Raw genomic sequence first — 18,319 nt, forward strand, 5'->3', positions numbered from 1 at the left:
CGTTGTGTTGTCAGCCGCGCCCGGACAGCGCGTGCAGCGTTCGGATCATTCCCGAATGGTCAAGATCGCCATCGCCACGCCCGACGGCTGCGTTCATCATGCCCTGCACATTGGCGGTGTTGGGCAGCATCAGATCCAGTGCCTTGGCCGCTTCAACGGCAAGCGTCATGTCCTTGCGGTGCAGCCGAATGCGGAAACCCGGATCGAATGTCTGGTTGATCATGCGTTCGCCGTGCACTTGCAGGATCGTGCTGTCGGCAAAACCGCCCAACAGCGCGGCGCGCACCTTGGCTGGATCCGCCCCCGCCGCTTCGGCCAAGGTCAGCGCCTCGGCCACCGCCTGAATGTTCAGGCCAACAATGATTTGATTGCAGACCTTGGCGGTCTGCCCATCGCCGGCCGGGCCCACATGGGTGATGCGTTTGCCCAGTGTTTCCAGAATGGGCATCGCGCGGTCCATCGCGGCGTCAGATCCGCCGCACATGATCGACAGGCTGGCGGTTTCGGCCCCCTTTTGACCGCCGGAAACTGGCGCATCCACCCATAGACCGCCTGCCGCCTCAACTCTTTCGGCAAAGCCCACCGTTGCAACGGGCGAGATGGAGCTCATGTCGATCACAAGCGCGCCCTGCGACAGCTCTGCAACCACACCGTTTGCGCCAAACAGCACCTCTTCGACGTGTTCGGTTTCCGGCAGCATCAATATCACGACCTCTGCTTCGCGGGCGGCATCAGCGGCGTTTGCCGCCTCACGCGCGCCCGCGTCGATCAGAAATCGCGATGCTTCCTTGACCCGCGACACCGCGACCTCATGACCCGCATCAATCAAGTGTTTCGCCATGGGCCGTCCCATGACCCCAAGGCCGATAAATCCGATCTTCACGCTGTTGCTCCTGTCATGTGGTTGATCCATCCCAGTCCCTCGGTCGTGCCGGACCGTGGCGCATATTCGCAGCCCACCCAGCCGTCGTAGCCAAGCGCATCCAGCCGCTGAAAGAGGAAGGGATGATTGATTTCGCCCGTGCCAGGTTCGTGTCGGCCGGGGGTGTCGGCGATTTGGACGTGGGCGATGCGCGGTTGCAGTCGCTCAAACGTCGGAATCAGATCACCCTGCATGATCTGCATATGAAAGAAGTCGTATTGCAGCCACAGGTTTGGACTGCCGACGGCGGCGGCGATCCGTTCCCATTGGTCAGTGGTTGAAATTGCAAAGCCCGGAATGGTGCGGGTGTTCACCGGCTCGACCAACAGGCGAATGCCAGCCTCGGCAAGATGATCAGCGGCAAATTTCAGGTTCTCGACCAAAACCGCTTCGCAGGCGGCCTTTGCCCCGGCAGGCACGATACCAGACAAACAATTGATCTGTGTACAGCCAATGGCGCGGCCATAGGTGATGGCGCGGGCGACACCCGCTTGAAACTCTTCTTCGCGCCCCGGCAGCGCGGCAATGCCACGTTCACCCCCGGCCCAATCACCCGACGGCAGATTGAACAGCGCCTGATGCAAACCGTTGTCAGCCAGCGCCTTGGCCACGGCATCCGGGGTTTCATCGTAAGGACCAAGGTATTCAACGGCCTTGAAGCCATCATCGGCAGCCGCGCCAAAACGGTCTAGAAAGCCATATTCACTGTAGAGCATGGAAAGATTGGCGGAAAATCTGGGCATAATATCCTCTTGTCAGCTGGCAAACCGAATACGGCTTGCCATGCGTTTGTTGCGGGGATCCGGATTGGGCACCGCCGAAATCAGCGACTGGGTATAGTCGTGCTGCGGATCGGTAATGATCTGTTCGGCGGTGCCGGTTTCAACGATCTTGCCGCGATGCATCACCGCGACCCGATCACAGAAATAGCGCACGACAGAAATGTCGTGGGCGATGAACACAAAGGACAGGTTCAGCCGCTTTTGCAGATCAAGCAGCAGATCAAGGATCTGCGCTCTGATCGACACATCAAGCGCGCTGGTCGCCTCATCCGCGATGATGATTTCAGGGTCAAGCGCAAGCGCCCGGGCAATCCCGATCCGCTGGCGCTGACCGCCGGAAAAGGCGTGCGGATACCGCTCCATCGCGTCGCGTGGCAGGCCCACCATGTCCAGCAATTCCGCTACCCGGTCTTCCAGCGCGGACCCGCTGGCCAACCCGGCCACGATCAGCGGATCGCCAACAACCTGTTTCACCGTCATACGCGGATTGAGCGACGCAAAGGGATCCTGAAACACCAAGCGCACAGCGCGGCGATACCCCTTGAGCGCCTCTTTCGGCATCGCGGTCACGTCACGTTCCGCCGCGTCGCCATTGCCCGCACCCGGCCGCCAGATCACTTTGCCTGTACTGGGTTCGACAATGCGCAGCAGCATCTTGCCCAGCGTCGTCTTGCCGGATCCGCTTTCCCCTACAATGCCAAGGTTTTCGCCCGGCCAGAGATCCAGGCTGACGCCGTCGACTGCGGTGATCCCCCACTTTTTCTTGCCCCGCCAGGTGGCCTCGCCAAAGTATTTGCTGACCTCCTTGGCCGACAAAAGCGGCGGCCCGTCCATTGGCGGCGGCGGTCGGTTGTGCCCGGTTTCCAGCCGCATGGTCGCGTCGATCAATCTGCGGGTATAGGCCGTCTGCGGATCGTGAAAAATCGCATCTGTCGGCCCCTGTTCGACAATCCGGCCAAACCGCATGACGGCCACATCATCGGCCATTTCCGCAACCAGACCCAGATCATGGGTGATCAACATCATCGCCATGCCACGCTGATGTTGCAGCCGCGCAATCAGATCCATGATCTCGGCCTGTGTGGTCACATCCAGCGCCGTCGTCGGTTCATCCGCGATCAAAACCTCTGGGTCACAGGCCAGCGCCATGGCGATCATCGCCCGTTGCCGCATGCCGCCGGAAAACTCAAAGGTATAGCGGTCAGCCATCTGTTCCGGTTGTGCGATTTCAACCTGACGCAACAGATTGACCGTCTCGGCCTTGGCCTCGGCAACCGTCATTTTGCGGTGCAGGCGCAGGGATTCCACAATCTGCGCCCCGATGGTGCGCACCGGCGAAAGCGACGACATCGGCTCCTGAAAGATCAGACCAATGCGTTTTCCGCGAATGGCCCGCACTTCGCGGCTGTTTTCGCCCATTTCATCCACGCGCAAGGGCGCGTCGGGGCCAAACAGCGTGATCTCGCCCGATGTGACCTGCGCCGGGGCGTCAATGATCCGCAAAAGCGCCCGCGCGGTGACGGATTTTCCCGATCCGCTTTCCCCGACCAGCGCCAGCGTGCGGCCCTTGACCAAGTCAAAGCTGACATCGCGCACCGCATGCAGAATGTGCGACCGCAAGTGATAATCGACACTCAGATTGCGTACCGTAAGGGCCAGATCGTCTGCGGCCGTGTGTTCATGTATATTGGCTGTCTGTTGCATCAGTGACCATAGGGATCGGCGGCATCGCGCAACCCGTCTCCGAGAAAGTTGAAGGACAGAACCGACACCACGACCGCAAGGCAGGGCCAAATCAACAGCCAGGGTGCGGTGGCGACGGTGCGGATATTCTGGGCGTCCTGAAGCAGCACACCCCAGCTGACAACCGGGGCTTTCAGCCCGATTCCCAGAAAGCTGAGCGCGGTTTCCGCCACGATCATTGTCGGGATCGCCAGCGTCACAACCGCAAGGATATGCGAGGTCAGCGACGGCAGGATATGGCGAAAGATCACTCGGCGCTGGCTGGAACCATCCAGCGTGGCGGCGGTCACGAAATCCTCGCCTTTGAGGGCAAAGAACCTTCCCCGCACCTCTCGGGCCAACCCGGTCCAGGCCAGCAGCGACACGATCAGCGTTATCACGAAATAGACCTTGAGCGGCGACCAGGTGATCGGAATGGCCGCTGCCAGACCCAGCCAAAGCGGGATGGTCGGCATGGCCGAGATGATTTCGATCAACCGTTGGACCGACAGATCGACCCAACCACCATAAAACCCTGACAAAGCCCCCAGAACGGTGCCGATGATCAGGCTCGACGCCACCCCGATCAACCCGATCGACATCGACACCCGCGTGCCATAGATCACCCGGCTCAGCAGATCACGCCCAAGACTGTCGGTGCCCAACAGGTTCATCGGGTCGCGTTTGTTGATCGCCCCAAGGAGCCGACGCTCCATCTCGAACACCCCCCACATTTTATAGGGTTCGCCCTTCACGAAGAAACCAACCGGCACGATCTTGTCGGGGTCGATGGTGAAGCTACGGCGCAGGCTTTCGGGGTCAACCGACATTGCATAGCCTTTGACATGCAGTTGAAACCGGCGGTTGCCCTCCGCATCCTCGACAAAGAAGGCAAGACTTTGCGGCGGCGCATAGGTAAAGCGCGGCTGCGCCTTGGACGGAATTGTCGGGGCCAGAAACTCGGCAAACAGCCCGACGAAATAGAACAGCAGGACAATGATGCCCGCCACCACCGCGACCTTGTTGGCAAAGAACCGGGCGCGGATCAGCTGCCATTGGCTGGCGACCGCGATCTTGTCGGGGTCGTCGCCGGGTTTCAGGGGCGAAATTGCCGGGCCGGTTTCTTCGGCCAGATCGTCATAATGCGATACAAGGGTCATGGGACGCTCCTCAGGTGAACCGGATGCGGGGATCGAGCGCCGCAAGAAGTAGGTCGGAAATCAACATCCCGATCAGGGTCAGAATGCCCATCAACAGAATGAAACTGCCCGCCAGATACATGTCCTGTGCCACCAGCGCGCGCAGCAGCAGCGGTCCGGCGGTGGGCAGGTTCAACACGATGGCGGTAATCGTCACGCCGGAAATCAACTGCGGCAGAACCCAGCCAATGGCCGACACAAACGGGTTCAGCGCGATGCGCAGCGGATAGCGCATGATGACCTGATGCTCTGGCAAACCCTTGGCGCGGGCAGTGATGACATAGGGTTTTGACAGCTCGTCCGTCAGATTGGCGCGCAGAATGCGGATCAGCGATGCGGTGCCCGAGGTGCCAATCACCACAACCGGAATCCACAGGTGTTTCAGCAAATCCCAGAACTTGGCAAGGCTGGCAGGGGCACCGACAAACTCTGGCGAATACAATCCGCCAACGCTTTGCCCCATGTATTTATACCCCACGTACATCAACGTCAGCGCAAGAATGAAGTTGGGGATCGCAAGACCCAAAAAGCCAAACAACGTGAACACATGATCGCCAATCGAATGGCGACGCACAGCGGAATAGACACCGATGGGCAGCGATACGATCCAGACGAATAACAGAGACGCCATGGACACCGCCAATGTCGCGCCCATCCGGTCCCAGATCAGCTCGCTGACCGGGCGGCCCCATTCGAAGGAATAGCCGAAATCGCCGCGCAGCAAGATGCCGGTGATCCATTTGAAATATTGCACGATCATCGGCTCATCCAGACCGTAAAGTGCGCGAATGCGGCGCACCTCGTCGGGGTGCATGTCCTGGCCGCTGTCCGACATCGACGCGATGACGGACGTCAGGTAATCGCCCGGCGGCAACTGTATGATGAAAAACGCAATAAAGGATATGCCGATCATCGTCGGGATCATCAGCACAATTCGTTTCAGGACGTACCCAAACATAGTTCAGCTCCAGTCTATCGACACGACTTCTGCCAGTGCGATGCGCGGCACCGTGACATGCGCGATTCCCGCCGCGATACGCACGTTGGCATCTTGGCCCGCGACAGCCAGCCGGGCACTGGCACCGCTGACCCCTTTGGGCAGGCGTGCGCGCAGTGTGATGTCTTCAACGGGCCAGATGTCGCGGATTGGCCCCTTCATCATCATCGGATTGGTCAGGTTTGTCATCAGCGCAAGCACGCCGTTTTCGGTCGTGCGCACCGCCAGATCAATCACGCCTTTGCCGGTGACGTCCAGCATCGGCGCGGTGCCCAGCGTCCAGCGCACAACGTTTTCGATCAGTATCTTGTGGTCTTCGGCAAACACGTCATTGAACGTGGCCCCGATGTTCCACGGAATATGCACCGTACGCCCGCCAGACGCATGTTCGCGGGTGATGATCGCCGGGCCATGCGGTTCCTCGCGCGGGTAAACCTCTTCCATCGGAAGATCGGGGAAATCGGGAACGTAAAGCACGGGCGCGCCGGTATCGGCCTCGACGGTCACATCGGTCAGCCGGGTGCCGCCGATAATCCGTTTTGCCGGTCCAAATCCCTGACAGATCGCATGATCGGTGTCGGCAAAGGCAACATAGGTGTTTTTCAGCGGGCCGCGCGGGCCCTTGGCAAGATGGCTGCCCAGCACATCGGCCAGACCGAAATCGTCGCGCGGGGTGCCGTCCTGGTCACAGGTGGCCGAGGCCCCCATCACCACCAGATTGCCGCCACGCCCGACCCAATCCGATAGCAGCGCACATTGCGCATCAGACAGGCATACGGCGTTGGGCAGGATAATCAGGCGGAATTGATCCAGCAGTTCGGCGCTCATCGCATGGTCAGAGATGAATTCAAACGGCAGACCGGATTCGATAAGCGCATGATCCACGCCCAATTCGTCTGCTTCGGCGGCGGCGCGATCATTCCAATCATAGTGGCGTAGGGTCGTGGTGGCATCAAGCACGGCGATTTCCGTGGCAGTAGACGATGCGGTCAAAAGCGGCTCTACCTTGGCATGCAGATCGAATGCATCGGCCACCGGCGCGATCCAGCGTTCATCCGGCACAACCCCGTTAAACTTGGTGAACCATGGCAACATGCCATGCATCGCGCCATCGGTGATCCAGCTTTCGATCTCTGGCCCAGTGGTGACGCTATCCTTCCACCGGTTGCGATGATCCTCTGGCCCGACCGAGGTGATCAGGATGACGGGCCGTTCGCGGAATGTGGCGCGCATTCGTTTGGCGTTGCGGCCAGCTTTCCAAATCGCTTCTGTCCCGTCGCGGCCCTGATGGTCAACCACGAGGAAAGGACAATGCTTTTCAATCAGCGACAGCTCAAACTCCATCAGCGATGCACCGCCCATGTTGGGGATGAAGCTGGCGTTGGGTTTGATCGCCTTGACCGCCTCGTCCCATTCCACAACCATTTGGGTCAGCTTGCTGCGGCGCCATTTGGACCATGCGCGCCACGCCGGATCGGCGGTGTCGGTGCTGCGCGGCAGGTCGAAACCGGTGGTCGCGGCGAAATCGGTTGTACAAGACTTGCAATAGCAGATGCCATGCCCCTGCCAGCGGTTGGCGAACACCGCATCAATGTCATAATCCCGCACCAGTTCGCGGACAATTTCCGGCATGTAATCCCGGTTATAGCTGCCATAGGCACAGGTCACCCAGACATCGGGATAGGCCCAGTGGCGCCGCGGGTTGCCATCGGCATCGACGGCCACCCATTCGGGATGCGCATCCGCGGCCTCTTGGTGGATCGCATGCGGATCGACACGCGCCATGACATGCATCCCCAACCCGCGTGCGCCGTCCACCAGTTGGCCAAACGGATCGCTGTCGCCCAGATATTTACTGACGTAATGCAGCGGCACCTTGGACGGATAATAGGCGATATAGCCCCCCGCAGACAGACAGGTCGCGTTGGATTTCGTGCGTTTGAAAATGTCGATCCACTGCTCTGGATCAAACTTGATCGGGTCATCCTCGGCCAATGTGAGCTGGGTCCAACGGGTCGCGCTGCGATACCAATGTGGGGTTCTGAGCGTAGTTTCTGTATCTTTTCGCGCGTTGAACATGGACAGACCTTTGGTATGCGGCAGAGAACCCCTGCCGGTGATTTTGGAAAATTGAAGAAAAGGAGGTGAGCGGGGGAGGACCGCTCACCAGTTTGTCGTCAAGTCGACGACTTGAAGAACTGCTCTGGACGCGCCGGACCGGGGGTCGGCCAGCCAAAACTGTTTGGCATGACGTCCATCGTGTTCACCATGTCGTTCTTGACGATACCGTAGCCATCCGGCGGCAGGCTGACCCCAAAGACCAGAAACTGATCCGCCGCATTGTTCAGCATCTGACCGAACAATTCCTTTTGCATATCGGGATCGCCCGTCGACAGCAGTTTGCGATACAATTCCTGCTGCGCCTTGATTTCGGCGGGCGGTTCCTCGGCATCGCTTGCGGTCGGGTCGATATAGTAACGTGCCCAGCCCGGTGCATAGATCGAGTTTGACGAAAACGGCACCAAGTAACGCGGGTCAATCATTGCAGCGATCCCGGCATTGGCGCCGAACTGGTGGGCCGAGGCGTCAAAATCCCGGCCATTGCGCACTCGGGTTTCCCAAAGCGACCGGTCCATCGTGCGGATTTGGGCATCAATTCCGACGTCCTGGAACATCGGCAGCGCCAGTTCGAACATGTCAAGAAAGGTCGTGCGCACCTGGTCAATTTCAAAGATAATCGAAAGACGACGGCCCTCGGCGTCCAGACGATAGCCTTCACTGTCACGTTCGGGCACGAGGGTATCAAGGATCTCGTTCGCCCGATCCGGATCATATTCGGTGTGCTGTTTGGCCAGCCGTTCGTTATATAGCGGATCATTTTCGCTGATCGACGGCTGCGCGGGGCTGCCCTGCCCGACAAAGACCGCATCAATTAATGCCTGACGGTCGATGGCAATCGAAAGCGCCTCGCGGAAGTCGCGTTTGTTGAACAAGTCGCGCTTGGTGGCGTCGGTGTGGTTCAGGTTAAGCTGAAATACCATGACATTAGCGGCGCTTTCTTTCAGCGTATAAAAGTCATAATCGCCGTCTGCTTTTCCGTCGAACAGGACGGGTTTGTTAGTTGGGGTGCCAATATATTGATCCATAAGATCAACTTCACCCTGCAGCGCCTTCAGCAACAGAACCTCTGGGTCGGCGACCATCTGGTACATTACCTTGTCAAAATATGGCAGCTGGGTGCCTTCGGTATCGACCTTGAAATAGTAATCGTTGCGCACGGCGATGGCGCGTTCGGTGTCTTCGCCGGGGGCCGAGGTAAAGGCCCATGCGTTCAATGTTGGACGGTTGGAATTTTGAAAGAAAACATTGTCCTGATGCAGCCCATGTTCCCGCTGGAACAAAGCAACCCAGCTGTCGAACCCGCGCTCCTGCGCCAGCTTGTCGGCGTCGGGGTTATACTTGGCGTGGAATTGCTTGAGATAGGCCGAAGGCGCGCGGGTCAGCTGATCGAACTGTGCCCATGCAAGGTTCTGAAGGAAAAACCCGTTGGGTTCCGAAAAGGTGACGCTGAATGTGGTCTCGTCAATCACGTCCAGCTTGCCGATCTCGCCGCCGGTCGACCAATAGCTTTGGTTGGACAATGTTATTTCCGGGTCAAGCAGAAGGTCCTCATACCAGAACCGGATATCTTCGGTGGTATAGGCTGTGCCGTCGGACCATTTGTGACCCTTGCGCAGATTGAAGGTATAGGTCCTGGAATCTGCGCTGACCTCCCAGCTTTCGGCGACGTTTGCTTCGATTTTCGTCCAGGCAGGGTCAAATCGGACAAGCGGTTCGTATCCCTGATACCGCACCAGCATCGACAGCGATCCGCCACCCACAAGCGCATGGTTCCATGTCCCGCCCCGTTTCCCGGGTCGGTCGGTTGGCGTGATCACAAGCGGGTTTTCCGGCAACCGCTCATTTAGCGGGGGCAGATCCTGCGCAAATGCGGCCGCTGCGGGAAACAACACCCCTGATGTTCCCGCGCCAACCAGCGCGCTTGCCGTGGATAGAAAGTGACGTCTTGTCAGACTTTGCATGGTTTTCCTCCTTGGTGGCGTTTTTTGTTCTTGTGTGACTTATTCTTGCTTTTCACCAAACGTTAGGTAAAGAGTTAGGCTAGATTTTCTTTCGATCTGACGAAGATTTTTCAAATAAGTAATACTTTCAAGTATTTATCTGACTCACTAAACGTCGTTAGGTTAGTATGAAAGGTACGGTTCGATCATGTCGCGGGTCACAATGAAGACAATTGCCGAACAAACCGGCCTGTCGAAATTCGCCGTTTCCCGTGCGCTTGCCGGCAAATCAGGCGTCAGCGAAAAGACGCGGAAGCGGGTTTTATCGGTGGCGGAACGGCTGGGATACCAATTGCCCACGCGACAGGAGTTGCGGGTGATCGGGGCCATTTTTTGGGATGGTGGCAACTTCAACGGCGAAATCCACACGCAAATCCAATCCGGCATACAGATCGAGGCCAATAATGTCGGCTACGATGCACAGGTGCACTGGATGCATGATTTTGACGAAATGATGGGCTTTGCCTCCAAATGTGATGGGCTGGTGACGGTGAATGTGACCCACGAAAGGTATCTGAATGCGCTGCGTGGGCTGAAGGTTCCGATTGTCTGCAACGGTTGGCTGGCGCCGCTCGACCAGGCCGATTCCGTTGGCGGCACCGACCACGAAGCGGGCGAAGCGGTCGCCAAGCACCTCTATGGTCTGGGCCATAGGGAGTTCGCCTATATACATGGGACGTTCGATCTGCGGGGGCGGCGCGAACGGCTTAACGGGATGACAGCGGCCTTGAGCCTGATGGCCGAAAAAACGTTGGTTCATGACGTGACCTGGAAAACCCGCGGCGGATTTTCCGAACGGTTTGACGCCCTGTTGGCCGAAGGCGCGCGTCCGACGGCATTTTTCTGCGCCATCGACGATTTGGCGCTGACCACGGTGACGGACCTGATGGCGCGTGGGTGGCGTATACCCGAAGATATTTCGGTTGTCGGATTCGGTGATTTTAGCGCCGCGCGCTACATCCGCCCGCCCCTGACCACCATTCACACCAATTGCATTGATATGGGCCGCGCGGCGGTACGGCTTATCCATTCGCGACTGACAGTGGCGGATTGGCCCGACATGTCGTGGCGAGTGCGGGTGCCAAATATCTTGATAGAGCGCGACTTTCTGGGCCCGCGCCTTCTGTTCAGACGCAGGAAAGACTGTTTGGAAAGATCTTCCCGTAGAATCCTGCTGTGGCTTGTGGGTTCCCGACCCGGACCGGTGTGCAGACGGCATCGCCAACGCGCGGGGCGCGAACTGAATTCGTACCGAGCGGCATGACCAAAGCCAAGCAATCCGGGCATGAGTTGAGAAATTCAGCACCCGGATAGCCAAGCGTGATCGGGCCGCGCAGGCAAGCGGTTTACCTCCAGGTTGATCGCCTGAGTTTGGGCGCCACCGCAAACTCGATCTGGCACCAACAACCTGACAAAACCGCTCCTGCACCATTGGCCAAACATCGGCGTGTACACGTTTGTATTCGGCGACATGTTCCGGGCGTCACCCGGTGATTTTGCCCATTCGTTTCATGCTGTTCCCTCAGGTTTCACGAAAGCGACGTCCGCCGCAGTGGGGCTGTTGCATCAATGCCGCCGGTCACTGCAATCCCGGATTTCGATTGATGGCATCTCCTGTCGCCGGATCGAACAGATGGCAGTGATTTGTGTCTATGGCAAAGTGTATCCGGCTGCCGGATTCGAGAGTGACCCGCTCGCGCAGCACGGCGACAACCTCGGTGTCTTGCAGGTCGGTCACGGCATATGTCTCTGCCCCGGTCGGCTCGGTCACCACGACCTGCACCGACAGCGCGTTGTCGGCTGTGTCAGTCAGGCTCAGGTGCTCGGGGCGGATGCCAAACTCGACCTGTTGCCCTGCCGGCAGGTGATGCCCGATGGTCAATGTTGCCCCGTCCTTTAGAACCAGCGTGCCGTTTTCACCCGTCGTAGCGGGCAGAATATTCATCGAGGGCGACCCGATGAAAGTGGCCACGAAACGGTTGCGCGGGTTGTCATAAAGATCGAGCGGCGTGCCGACCTGCGAGACGTGACCGCCCTCCAGCACGATGATTTTGTCGGCCATTGTCATGGCTTCGATCTGGTCGTGGGTGACATAGACAATCGTGGTCTTCAGCCGCTGGTGCAGGGCCTTGATCTCGGTGCGCATCTTGACCCGCAGCTTGGCGTCGAGGTTCGACAGGGGTTCGTCAAACAGGAACACCGCAGGGTCGCGCACGATGGCGCGTCCCATCGCCACCCTCTGCCGCTGACCACCCGAAAGCTGGCGGGGATAGCGGTCGAGAAGCGCCTCCAGCCCGAGAATCGCCGCCGCGTCATCCACCTTGCTGCGAATGGTGTCGGGCGCGACCTTGGACAGTCGCAGCGAGAGCCCCATGTTTTCGCGCACCGTCATATGCGGGTAAAGCGCGTAGTTCTGGAACACCATCGCGATGCCGCGTTCCTTTGGACGCAGGTCATTGACCACCTTGTCGGCAATGCGGATTTCCCCGTCCGAGACCGTCTCCAATCCCGCGATCATTCGCAGGAGGGTCGACTTGCCACAGCCCGATGGGCCGACTAGAACGGCGAATTCGCCGTCTTTGATATCCACGTCGATGCCGTGGATAACGTCCACACTACCGTATCGCTTGACGGCGGAACTCAGTTCGATCTGCGCCATTTCGAGGCTCCCTATTTTCCCTGAAGCGCGCGCGACAGGGCCGTGTCCATATGATGTGCCAGGGCTCTCTGGGCCCCGTTTCCGTCGCGCGCCTTGCAGTGATGCAAGACGTCGAGGTGCTCTTTCAGCGCCGAATGCACGCGATCCGGCGACAGGCGGTTGCTGACCTTGATCAGCCGCAACCGGGTGGCGTTGATCTGATAGGTCTCCGAGATCAGCGCATTGTCCAGGCATTCGATCAGCTTGTCGTGCATGTCCCAGTCGACATCCACCGCACGCTTCAGAACCTCTGGGTCGGTTGTGCGCTGGGCTTCTTCCAGCATGGCCCCGGTGGCGTCGATCAGCGCGTCCACCTCGGTCTCAAATTCGCCAGAGGCAAAATTGTCTACCGCGTGCAGTTCAAGCGCCATGCGCAAGCCAAAGGAATTGCGGATGAATTTGGTGGTCAGGTCGATCACCTGAATGCCGCGCTGCGGATGCACCTTCAGCAGTGATTCGTGCTGTAATCGCTGGATCGCCTCGCGGGCTGTGCCCACGGGAACCCCGGCAAGCTTTGCCAGCTCCTTCTGGGTAACAAACTGGCCCGGCGCAAGCTCGCCCGACAGAAGGCGTTCTCGAAACTCATGATAGGCGTCTGCACGTGACATCGACTTCATTCCATCTGTTGAATTTGCAGCCTTGGTAACATGCCGCGTGATGCATCGGCCAGCATTCACTGGTTGGGCTACTGATTAATCAGTTGACAATCACTCGTCAATCACTAATTAATCCACCCATCAACTGAACGGGGAAGACACTTCATGGACGCTCGGAACGCATTGAAGGCCAGCCAGATGGTCGAAGGCCGCATCGACCGGATCGAGGTTTTTGCCCTTGCATGTGAAGTGCCAGAGGGGCCGGTTTCGACGCTGGCGCTGATGCCGGTTCGCAACGGGTTGCTGGTGCGACTTACGATGGATTTGGGCCTGACTGGCTGGGGCGAGGCATGGTGCAACTATCCGCCCAAGGGCAATCTCGCAAAGCTCGCCCTGTTCGAAGGTCCGATTGGTGACAGCCTTTTGGGAAAAGATGTCGGCGATTGGGCATCGCTGCGCGGCCGGCTGGAACGGGAATGGGCCCGGATGATTGTCCATACCGGCGAGCCGGGGCCATTCAACCATTGTCTGTCGGCGATCGACATGGCGGCGGCGGACCTGGCGGCCAAAACGGCAAATGTGCCGCTGGCGCGGCTCTTGTCGACAGATCCGTCCGGCGATGTGGCGGTCTATGCCTCTTCGCCGCGGGTCGAGAACCCGGACAATCTTGCCCAGCGGCTGATCGAATTGGGCCACACCGGCGTCAAGCTGAAGGTCGGCTTTGATGCGGCAGGCGACAAGCGCCTGCTTGAACGGTTTCGCGCCGGTGACCCGGCGGGCATGATGCTGGGGGTCGATGCCAACCAGAACTGGTCAGGACAAGAGGCGGCGGAGGTGATCAACCTGCTTGCGGCGCATGATTTGGCTTTTGTCGAAGAACCGATTTTTGCGTTGGACCCGCTCAGGGACTGGGCCCAGGTGGCATCGGGCACCCCGGTGCCGATTGCAGCGGGCGAGAACATTACCTCGGCCCGGCAGTTCGCCGATATGGTCGGGCAAGGCAGGTTGGGCGTGGTCCAGCCGGACGTGGCGAAATGGGGCGGGATCTCTGGCGCGATGGAGGTCGGGCGCGATGCGCTGGACCAGGGGGCACAGGTGATGCTGCACTATATGGGGACGGCGCTGGGCCTTGCGGCCTCGCTACATGTCATGTCGGCGCTAAAATGTGACGGCAGGGTCGAGCTGGACGCGAATCCCAACCCGCTGCGCACCGATTTGGGAGACATGGAATTGCGTCCGAACGCGGGCAGATTGCCCGTGCCGGACGGACCGGGGATCGGGTTCGAACCCGATCCCGAAGCGCTGCGCAGATTCTGCGTTGCGGAAACGACAGTGACAAGAAACTGATGGGAGGAAACATCATGAAACGCACCACGCTGAAGGCATTAACGCTCTCGACGGCGCTGGCAGGGCTGATGGCCGTTTCGGCCACAGCCGAGACCAACATCACATTCCGCTTCAACGACAGCGAGCGCGAGGAAATGCGCGCGGCCCTGGACGAATTCGAAGCGGCAAACCCCGACATCAAGGTCGAGCTGGAAACCATCTCGTGGAAGGACAGCCGTGACCAGTTCCTGCGCGAATCCGCGGTCGGTCAGGGGCCGGACGTGGTGCATATCGCCTTTGTCTGGACCCAGGAAATGGCCGAAGCCCAGGCCGTCCTGCCCATCGAAGAGCTTCAGGAATACGGCGCGCTGCCCAACGGCTTTGATGATTTCATTGCCACGGATTTGACGGCCTACGAAGGCCAGCACTGGGGATTGCCCTGGAGCGCCGACACCTGGGCGATGGTGATGCGCACAGACGTGCTGGAAGAGGCCGGTGTCGCAGCCCCCACCACCTGGGACGAACTTCTGGCCGCCAGCCGCACGATCAAGGAAACGACCGGCAAGACCGGATTCGCCTTTCCCGCCGCGCACCAGGTCTGGTTCCCGGTGAACTATTACCTGTGGTCGAACGGGGCTGAGTTCATCAGTGCCGACGGCAACGGTGGCTATGACATCGGTGTGTCGCAGGATCAGCTCGCTGCAGCGATGGGCTATTTCAAGACCTACATCGACGAGGGTCTGGCGCCGAAATCCATCCTGTCGATCGACCAGCCGCATGACCCGGCGCTGATGCAGGCGCTGCTTGATGGCGATCAGGCCTTTGCCGCGATGCCCACCAACACCTACCGTCAGCTTCTGGGCGCCTATGAAGAGACCAACCCCGGCCAACCTTTGCCGTTCCAGTCGACCGTCATGATGGCTGGCGACTCTGCTCCGCTGACCCATTTGGGCGGGCGGACGCTGGTGGTGAATTCCAACACCGATGAACCGGAAGCCGCATGGAAACTTGTCCAGTTCCTCGCTTCGGCACCGCTGTTCGAGAAATACTACACCAATCAGTTCCCGGCGCAGAAAACCCTGCTGTCGCAAATCGAATACCGTGACGAAGAGATGGGCTTTGCCAAGCAGTTGGCCGATCACACCCGCACATGGGGCGCCTATGCCGAAAGCGGCGTCGGTGTCGGGCCGCTGTGGAACGTGACCTCACGTGCCTTCGGCACCGCGCTTTCGGGCCAAACCTCGCTGGATCAGGCCGCTGCCGACCTGCTGGGCGAGATCAACCGGATGCTTGACCAGTAAATGCCCCGGGGGGCCGACCATACGCGCCGGCCCCCGACACGCCAATCAGGATCGGATCCGATGAAATTAAGCCCGTTGATGCGCGACCGGATGACGGTCTTTGCCATGTTGTTCCCGACGTTCCTGGTACTCGTCGGCTTCTATCTCTACCCGACGCTCTACAACCTTGAACTCAGCTTCACCGACATCACCCTGCTCAAGCTGCGCCAGGGCGGCGACTGGGTTGGGCTAGCAAACTACTGGGAATTCCTGACCTCGTCGTCGTCCTTCCACATTGCCTTTAACACGATCTTCTGGCTGACGGCGGTGTCGGTCACGATCCGCATGATCCTCGGGCTTGGCTTTGCGTTGCTGCTGAACTCCAACGTGTTGCGCAACATGAGGATGACCACCATTGCCCGGTTGATCTTGCTGGTGCCCTGGGCCACGCCGCCGGTTGTCGCGGTCATCGCCTGGCGCTGGCTGTTTGAGCCGACCAATGGTCCGCTGAACCGCTGGCTGTTGAACTTTGGGCTGATCGACGACCCTATCGCCTTTACCGCAGATCTGGCAACTGTCTGGCCCTCGATTGTCACCATCGTTGTGTGGAACACCACGCCGCTGATCGGTGTCTCGCTGCTGGCCTCGCTTCAGACCGTGCCGGGCGAGCTCTATGAGGCGGGCGAGATCGACGGCGCCAACCGGTTTCAGATGTTCCGCTTTGTGACGCTGCCCTACCTGATGCCGACAATCTCGGTGCTTACGTTGATGAGCGTGATCTGGACCTTCAACAACTTCGTCTATGTCTGGCTGACCACTGGCGCGGGCCCCGGCACCTATACCAACGTGCTGGCCACCGAGGTCTATCTCAAGGCCTTTGTCGATTTGCGTATCGGCTATTCCGCGGCCATCGGCGTGACAATGGCCATCGTCATGGGCGTCTTTGGCGCGCTCTATTTCCGCTTCTTCGGGCTTTCCGACATGCAGGACAAGGTAGGATAAGATGCAGACCTTCCACAAGAAAGGTGCCGCCAAGTACATCGAGAATGGCTCCATGCTGGCGCTCTTTGCGCTGTTCGCCGTCTTCCTGCTGGCGCCCGCCTGGTTCGTCTTCAAAGGCTCGTTCGAGAATATCTCGGTCTCGCTCGGCGCGGCGTCGGGCGGCTGGACGCTCAACAATTACATCCGCGTGCTCAGCGACGGGTATTGGATCTACGTGATCAACAGCCTCTTTGTCTGCATCACCGCGACGTTGCTGGCCTGTACGATCTCGCTCTTTGCGGCTTATGGCCTGTCGCGGTTCCGCTTTCCCGGCCGGATGTTGGTGTTCGGCTCGATCATGGGCGGGCAGTTCTTTCCCTGGATCATCCTGGTCAACCCGATCTTCATCCTGTTTGCGCGCGCGGGCCTGATCAACAGCCAGGTGGGTCTGATCCTGTGCTACACCGCCTTTATCACGCCTTTCACCATCTATTTGCTGGTGGGCTATCTGACGACGATCCCGCGCAGCCTCGACGAGGCGGCGATTGTCGACGGCGCCTCGCGGTTCTTTGTGGTGACCCGCATCGTGCTGCCGATCATGTGGCCGGGCATGGTGGCGGCGGCGACCTTTGGTTTCCTGCAAAGCTGGTCGGAATATCTCTTGGCACTGGCGCTGATCACCAAGGACGACAAAAAGACAATTCCGCTGGGGCTTTACCAGTATTTCGGTGATGTCCAGGTCGATTGGGGCGCGGTCATGGCCGGGTCGGTCGTGGCGACCGTTCCCACGCTGCTTTTGTTCCTGCCGTTGCAGCGCATGCTGGTCTCGGGCCTGACATCAGGGGCCACAAAATGATCATCGACGCCCATCAGCATTACTGGCAGCTTGATCGCGGCGGATATGGTTGGATCGGGCCGCACAGACCGGTGCTGAACCGCGATCACATGCCCGAGGATCTTGCCGGGTCACTGATCGCCAATGGCATCGCACGCACCATCGTGGTGCAATCGGTGCCAGAGGTCGCGGAAACAGAGTTTCTGCTGGGCCTTGCGCGCGACACGCCGGGGATCGCCGGCGTCGTCGGCTGGGTCGATCTTGAAACAGCTGCGGGGGCACATGATCTGATGCGGATGTCGCAGGATCCGGCACTCGTCGGTGTGCGCGCCATGGCCCAGCCTCAGCCAGAGGCAGATTGGCTGCGCCGGTTGATCGGCTCTCCGGTCCTGAAGCAGTTGGAGGCCGCTGATCTGGTGCTCGACCTGCTGGTGCAACCGCACCACCTCGCGCCGGCGCTGGATCTGGCCCTGGCGCATCCGGGGGTGCGGATGGTGGTGGATCATGCGGCCAAGCCCGATCCTGCCGATCTTGCGGCATGGGAACACGGCATGGAACGGCTTGCCGGTTGCGCCAATGTGACCTGCAAGCTGTCCGGGCTGACGGCCTGTGTGTCAGGACCATCGCTCACTCAGGTCACCTCGGCCCTGGTGCGCCTGTTCGGCCCCGCCCGGCTGATCTGGGGCAGCGACTGGCCGGTGCTGAACGAAACATCGACCTACCGCGATTGGTGCGCCACAAGCCGCGATCTTCTGACGGAACTTTTGCCCCCGGCGCGTGCACAGATCTTCGGCGGCGTGGCAGAGCGGATTTACCGCCTCGACCGCGCCGGGAACCTACAAACTTCGAAAGCAGATTGA

15 protein-coding genes are annotated in these 18,319 nt (G+C 59.5%); 6 read left to right on the forward strand and 9 right to left on the reverse strand.

The genetic code is table 11. The features are described 5' to 3' along the window. Window positions 1-10 precede the first annotated feature (10 nt). The 7 genes from AC0L4F_RS13610 to AC0L4F_RS13640 all read right to left on the reverse strand — a co-directional run bounded on the left by AC0L4F_RS13610 (window position 11) and on the right by AC0L4F_RS13640 (window position 9,704). Window positions 11-883, reverse strand: coding sequence for a 2-hydroxy-3-oxopropionate reductase (locus AC0L4F_RS13610; protein WP_244689108.1), 873 nt, complete (start codon window positions 881-883; stop codon window positions 11-13). Beyond that, window positions 880-1,665 carry a 2-oxo-tetronate isomerase gene (gene otnI / locus AC0L4F_RS13615; protein ID WP_244689110.1) on the reverse strand — a complete coding sequence of 262 codons (786 nt, stop codon included), beginning with the start codon at window positions 1,663-1,665 and terminating at the stop codon, window positions 880-882. Before otnI ends, AC0L4F_RS13610 begins: the two co-directional genes overlap by 4 nt. A gap of 12 nt (window positions 1,666-1,677) precedes the next feature. Next, the gene (locus AC0L4F_RS13620) at window positions 1,678-3,408 is read right to left on the reverse strand and encodes a dipeptide ABC transporter ATP-binding protein (RefSeq protein WP_244689112.1); all 1,731 of its coding nucleotides are present in this window, start codon (window positions 3,406-3,408) and stop codon (window positions 1,678-1,680) included. After that, window positions 3,408-4,586 carry an ABC transporter permease gene (locus AC0L4F_RS13625; RefSeq protein ID WP_244689114.1) on the reverse strand — a complete coding sequence of 393 codons (1,179 nt, stop codon included), beginning with the start codon at window positions 4,584-4,586 and terminating at the stop codon, window positions 3,408-3,410. Before AC0L4F_RS13625 ends, AC0L4F_RS13620 begins: the two co-directional genes overlap by 1 nt. 10 nt (window positions 4,587-4,596) lie before the next feature. Further along, window positions 4,597-5,583 (reverse strand): ABC transporter permease, encoded by a 987-nt coding sequence (locus AC0L4F_RS13630; RefSeq protein ID WP_244689116.1) that lies wholly within the window; start codon window positions 5,581-5,583, stop codon window positions 4,597-4,599. Window positions 5,584-5,586: 3 nt separating this feature from the next. Beyond that, window positions 5,587-7,701, reverse strand: coding sequence for a family 10 glycosylhydrolase (locus tag AC0L4F_RS13635; RefSeq protein WP_244689118.1), 2,115 nt, complete (start codon window positions 7,699-7,701; stop codon window positions 5,587-5,589). 98 nt (window positions 7,702-7,799) lie between these two features. Next, window positions 7,800-9,704 carry an ABC transporter substrate-binding protein gene (locus tag AC0L4F_RS13640; RefSeq protein WP_244689120.1) on the reverse strand — a complete coding sequence of 635 codons (1,905 nt, stop codon included), beginning with the start codon at window positions 9,702-9,704 and terminating at the stop codon, window positions 7,800-7,802. Window positions 9,705-9,891: 187 nt separating this feature from the next. Here AC0L4F_RS13640 and AC0L4F_RS13645 point away from each other — a divergent pair, with 187 nt between their 5' ends. Continuing rightward, the gene (locus tag AC0L4F_RS13645; RefSeq protein ID WP_244689122.1) at window positions 9,892-11,007 is read left to right on the forward strand and encodes a LacI family DNA-binding transcriptional regulator; all 1,116 of its coding nucleotides are present in this window, start codon (window positions 9,892-9,894) and stop codon (window positions 11,005-11,007) included. Between the two features lie 315 nt (window positions 11,008-11,322). On the opposite strand, the gene AC0L4F_RS13650 is transcribed toward AC0L4F_RS13645, so the two are convergent. Further along, complete coding sequence (locus AC0L4F_RS13650) at window positions 11,323-12,402, reverse strand: ABC transporter ATP-binding protein (protein ID WP_244689125.1); 1,080 nt, start codon at window positions 12,400-12,402, stop codon at window positions 11,323-11,325. 11 nt (window positions 12,403-12,413) lie between these two features. Beyond that, window positions 12,414-13,049 (reverse strand): GntR family transcriptional regulator, encoded by a 636-nt coding sequence (locus AC0L4F_RS13655; RefSeq protein WP_244689127.1) that lies wholly within the window; start codon window positions 13,047-13,049, stop codon window positions 12,414-12,416. A gap of 153 nt (window positions 13,050-13,202) precedes the next feature. On the opposite strand from AC0L4F_RS13655, the gene AC0L4F_RS13660 reads away from it, so the two are divergent. From AC0L4F_RS13660 to AC0L4F_RS13680, 5 genes are read left to right on the forward strand one after another with little or no spacing between them, the layout of a single operon-like run. Beyond that, window positions 13,203-14,384 (forward strand): mandelate racemase/muconate lactonizing enzyme family protein, encoded by a 1,182-nt coding sequence (locus AC0L4F_RS13660; RefSeq protein ID WP_244689129.1) that lies wholly within the window; start codon window positions 13,203-13,205, stop codon window positions 14,382-14,384. Between the two features lie 14 nt (window positions 14,385-14,398). Beyond that, the gene (locus tag AC0L4F_RS13665) at window positions 14,399-15,664 is read left to right on the forward strand and encodes an ABC transporter substrate-binding protein (RefSeq protein ID WP_244689131.1); all 1,266 of its coding nucleotides are present in this window, start codon (window positions 14,399-14,401) and stop codon (window positions 15,662-15,664) included. Window positions 15,665-15,724: 60 nt separating this feature from the next. Next, window positions 15,725-16,645, forward strand: coding sequence for a carbohydrate ABC transporter permease (locus tag AC0L4F_RS13670; protein ID WP_244689133.1), 921 nt, complete (start codon window positions 15,725-15,727; stop codon window positions 16,643-16,645). A 1-nt stretch (window position 16,646) separates the two neighbouring features. Beyond that, a complete protein-coding gene (locus tag AC0L4F_RS13675) occupies window positions 16,647-17,480 on the forward strand; it encodes a carbohydrate ABC transporter permease (protein WP_244689135.1) in 834 nt (277 codons plus the stop codon). Continuing rightward, a complete protein-coding gene (locus AC0L4F_RS13680; RefSeq protein ID WP_244689136.1) occupies window positions 17,477-18,319 on the forward strand; it encodes an amidohydrolase family protein in 843 nt (280 codons plus the stop codon). Before AC0L4F_RS13675 ends, AC0L4F_RS13680 begins: the two co-directional genes overlap by 4 nt.

The organism is Marinovum sp. J2-8 (assembly GCF_055808435.1).

Bases quoted from the DNA above. Each gene is read 5' to 3' on its own strand.
- otnI (WP_244689110.1), bottom strand. From the start codon at position 1,665: ATGCCCAGATTTTCCGCCAATCTTTCCATGCTCTACAGTGAATATGGC.
- AC0L4F_RS13680 (WP_244689136.1), top strand. From the start codon at position 17,477: ATGATCATCGACGCCCATCAGCATTACTGGCAGCTTGATCGCGGCGGA.
- AC0L4F_RS13660 (WP_244689129.1), top strand. From the start codon at position 13,203: ATGGACGCTCGGAACGCATTGAAGGCCAGCCAGATGGTCGAAGGCCGC.
- AC0L4F_RS13645 (WP_244689122.1), top strand. From the start codon at position 9,892: ATGTCGCGGGTCACAATGAAGACAATTGCCGAACAAACCGGCCTGTCG.
- AC0L4F_RS13630 (WP_244689116.1), bottom strand. From the start codon at position 5,583: ATGTTTGGGTACGTCCTGAAACGAATTGTGCTGATGATCCCGACGATG.
- AC0L4F_RS13635 (WP_244689118.1), bottom strand. From the start codon at position 7,701: ATGTTCAACGCGCGAAAAGATACAGAAACTACGCTCAGAACCCCACAT.
- AC0L4F_RS13650 (WP_244689125.1), bottom strand. From the start codon at position 12,402: ATGGCGCAGATCGAACTGAGTTCCGCCGTCAAGCGATACGGTAGTGTG.
- AC0L4F_RS13620 (WP_244689112.1), bottom strand. From the start codon at position 3,408: ATGCAACAGACAGCCAATATACATGAACACACGGCCGCAGACGATCTG.
- AC0L4F_RS13665 (WP_244689131.1), top strand. From the start codon at position 14,399: ATGAAACGCACCACGCTGAAGGCATTAACGCTCTCGACGGCGCTGGCA.
- AC0L4F_RS13675 (WP_244689135.1), top strand. From the start codon at position 16,647: ATGCAGACCTTCCACAAGAAAGGTGCCGCCAAGTACATCGAGAATGGC.
- AC0L4F_RS13625 (WP_244689114.1), bottom strand. From the start codon at position 4,586: ATGACCCTTGTATCGCATTATGACGATCTGGCCGAAGAAACCGGCCCG.
- AC0L4F_RS13640 (WP_244689120.1), bottom strand. From the start codon at position 9,704: ATGCAAAGTCTGACAAGACGTCACTTTCTATCCACGGCAAGCGCGCTG.
- AC0L4F_RS13670 (WP_244689133.1), top strand. From the start codon at position 15,725: ATGAAATTAAGCCCGTTGATGCGCGACCGGATGACGGTCTTTGCCATG.
- AC0L4F_RS13655 (WP_244689127.1), bottom strand. From the start codon at position 13,049: ATGTCACGTGCAGACGCCTATCATGAGTTTCGAGAACGCCTTCTGTCG.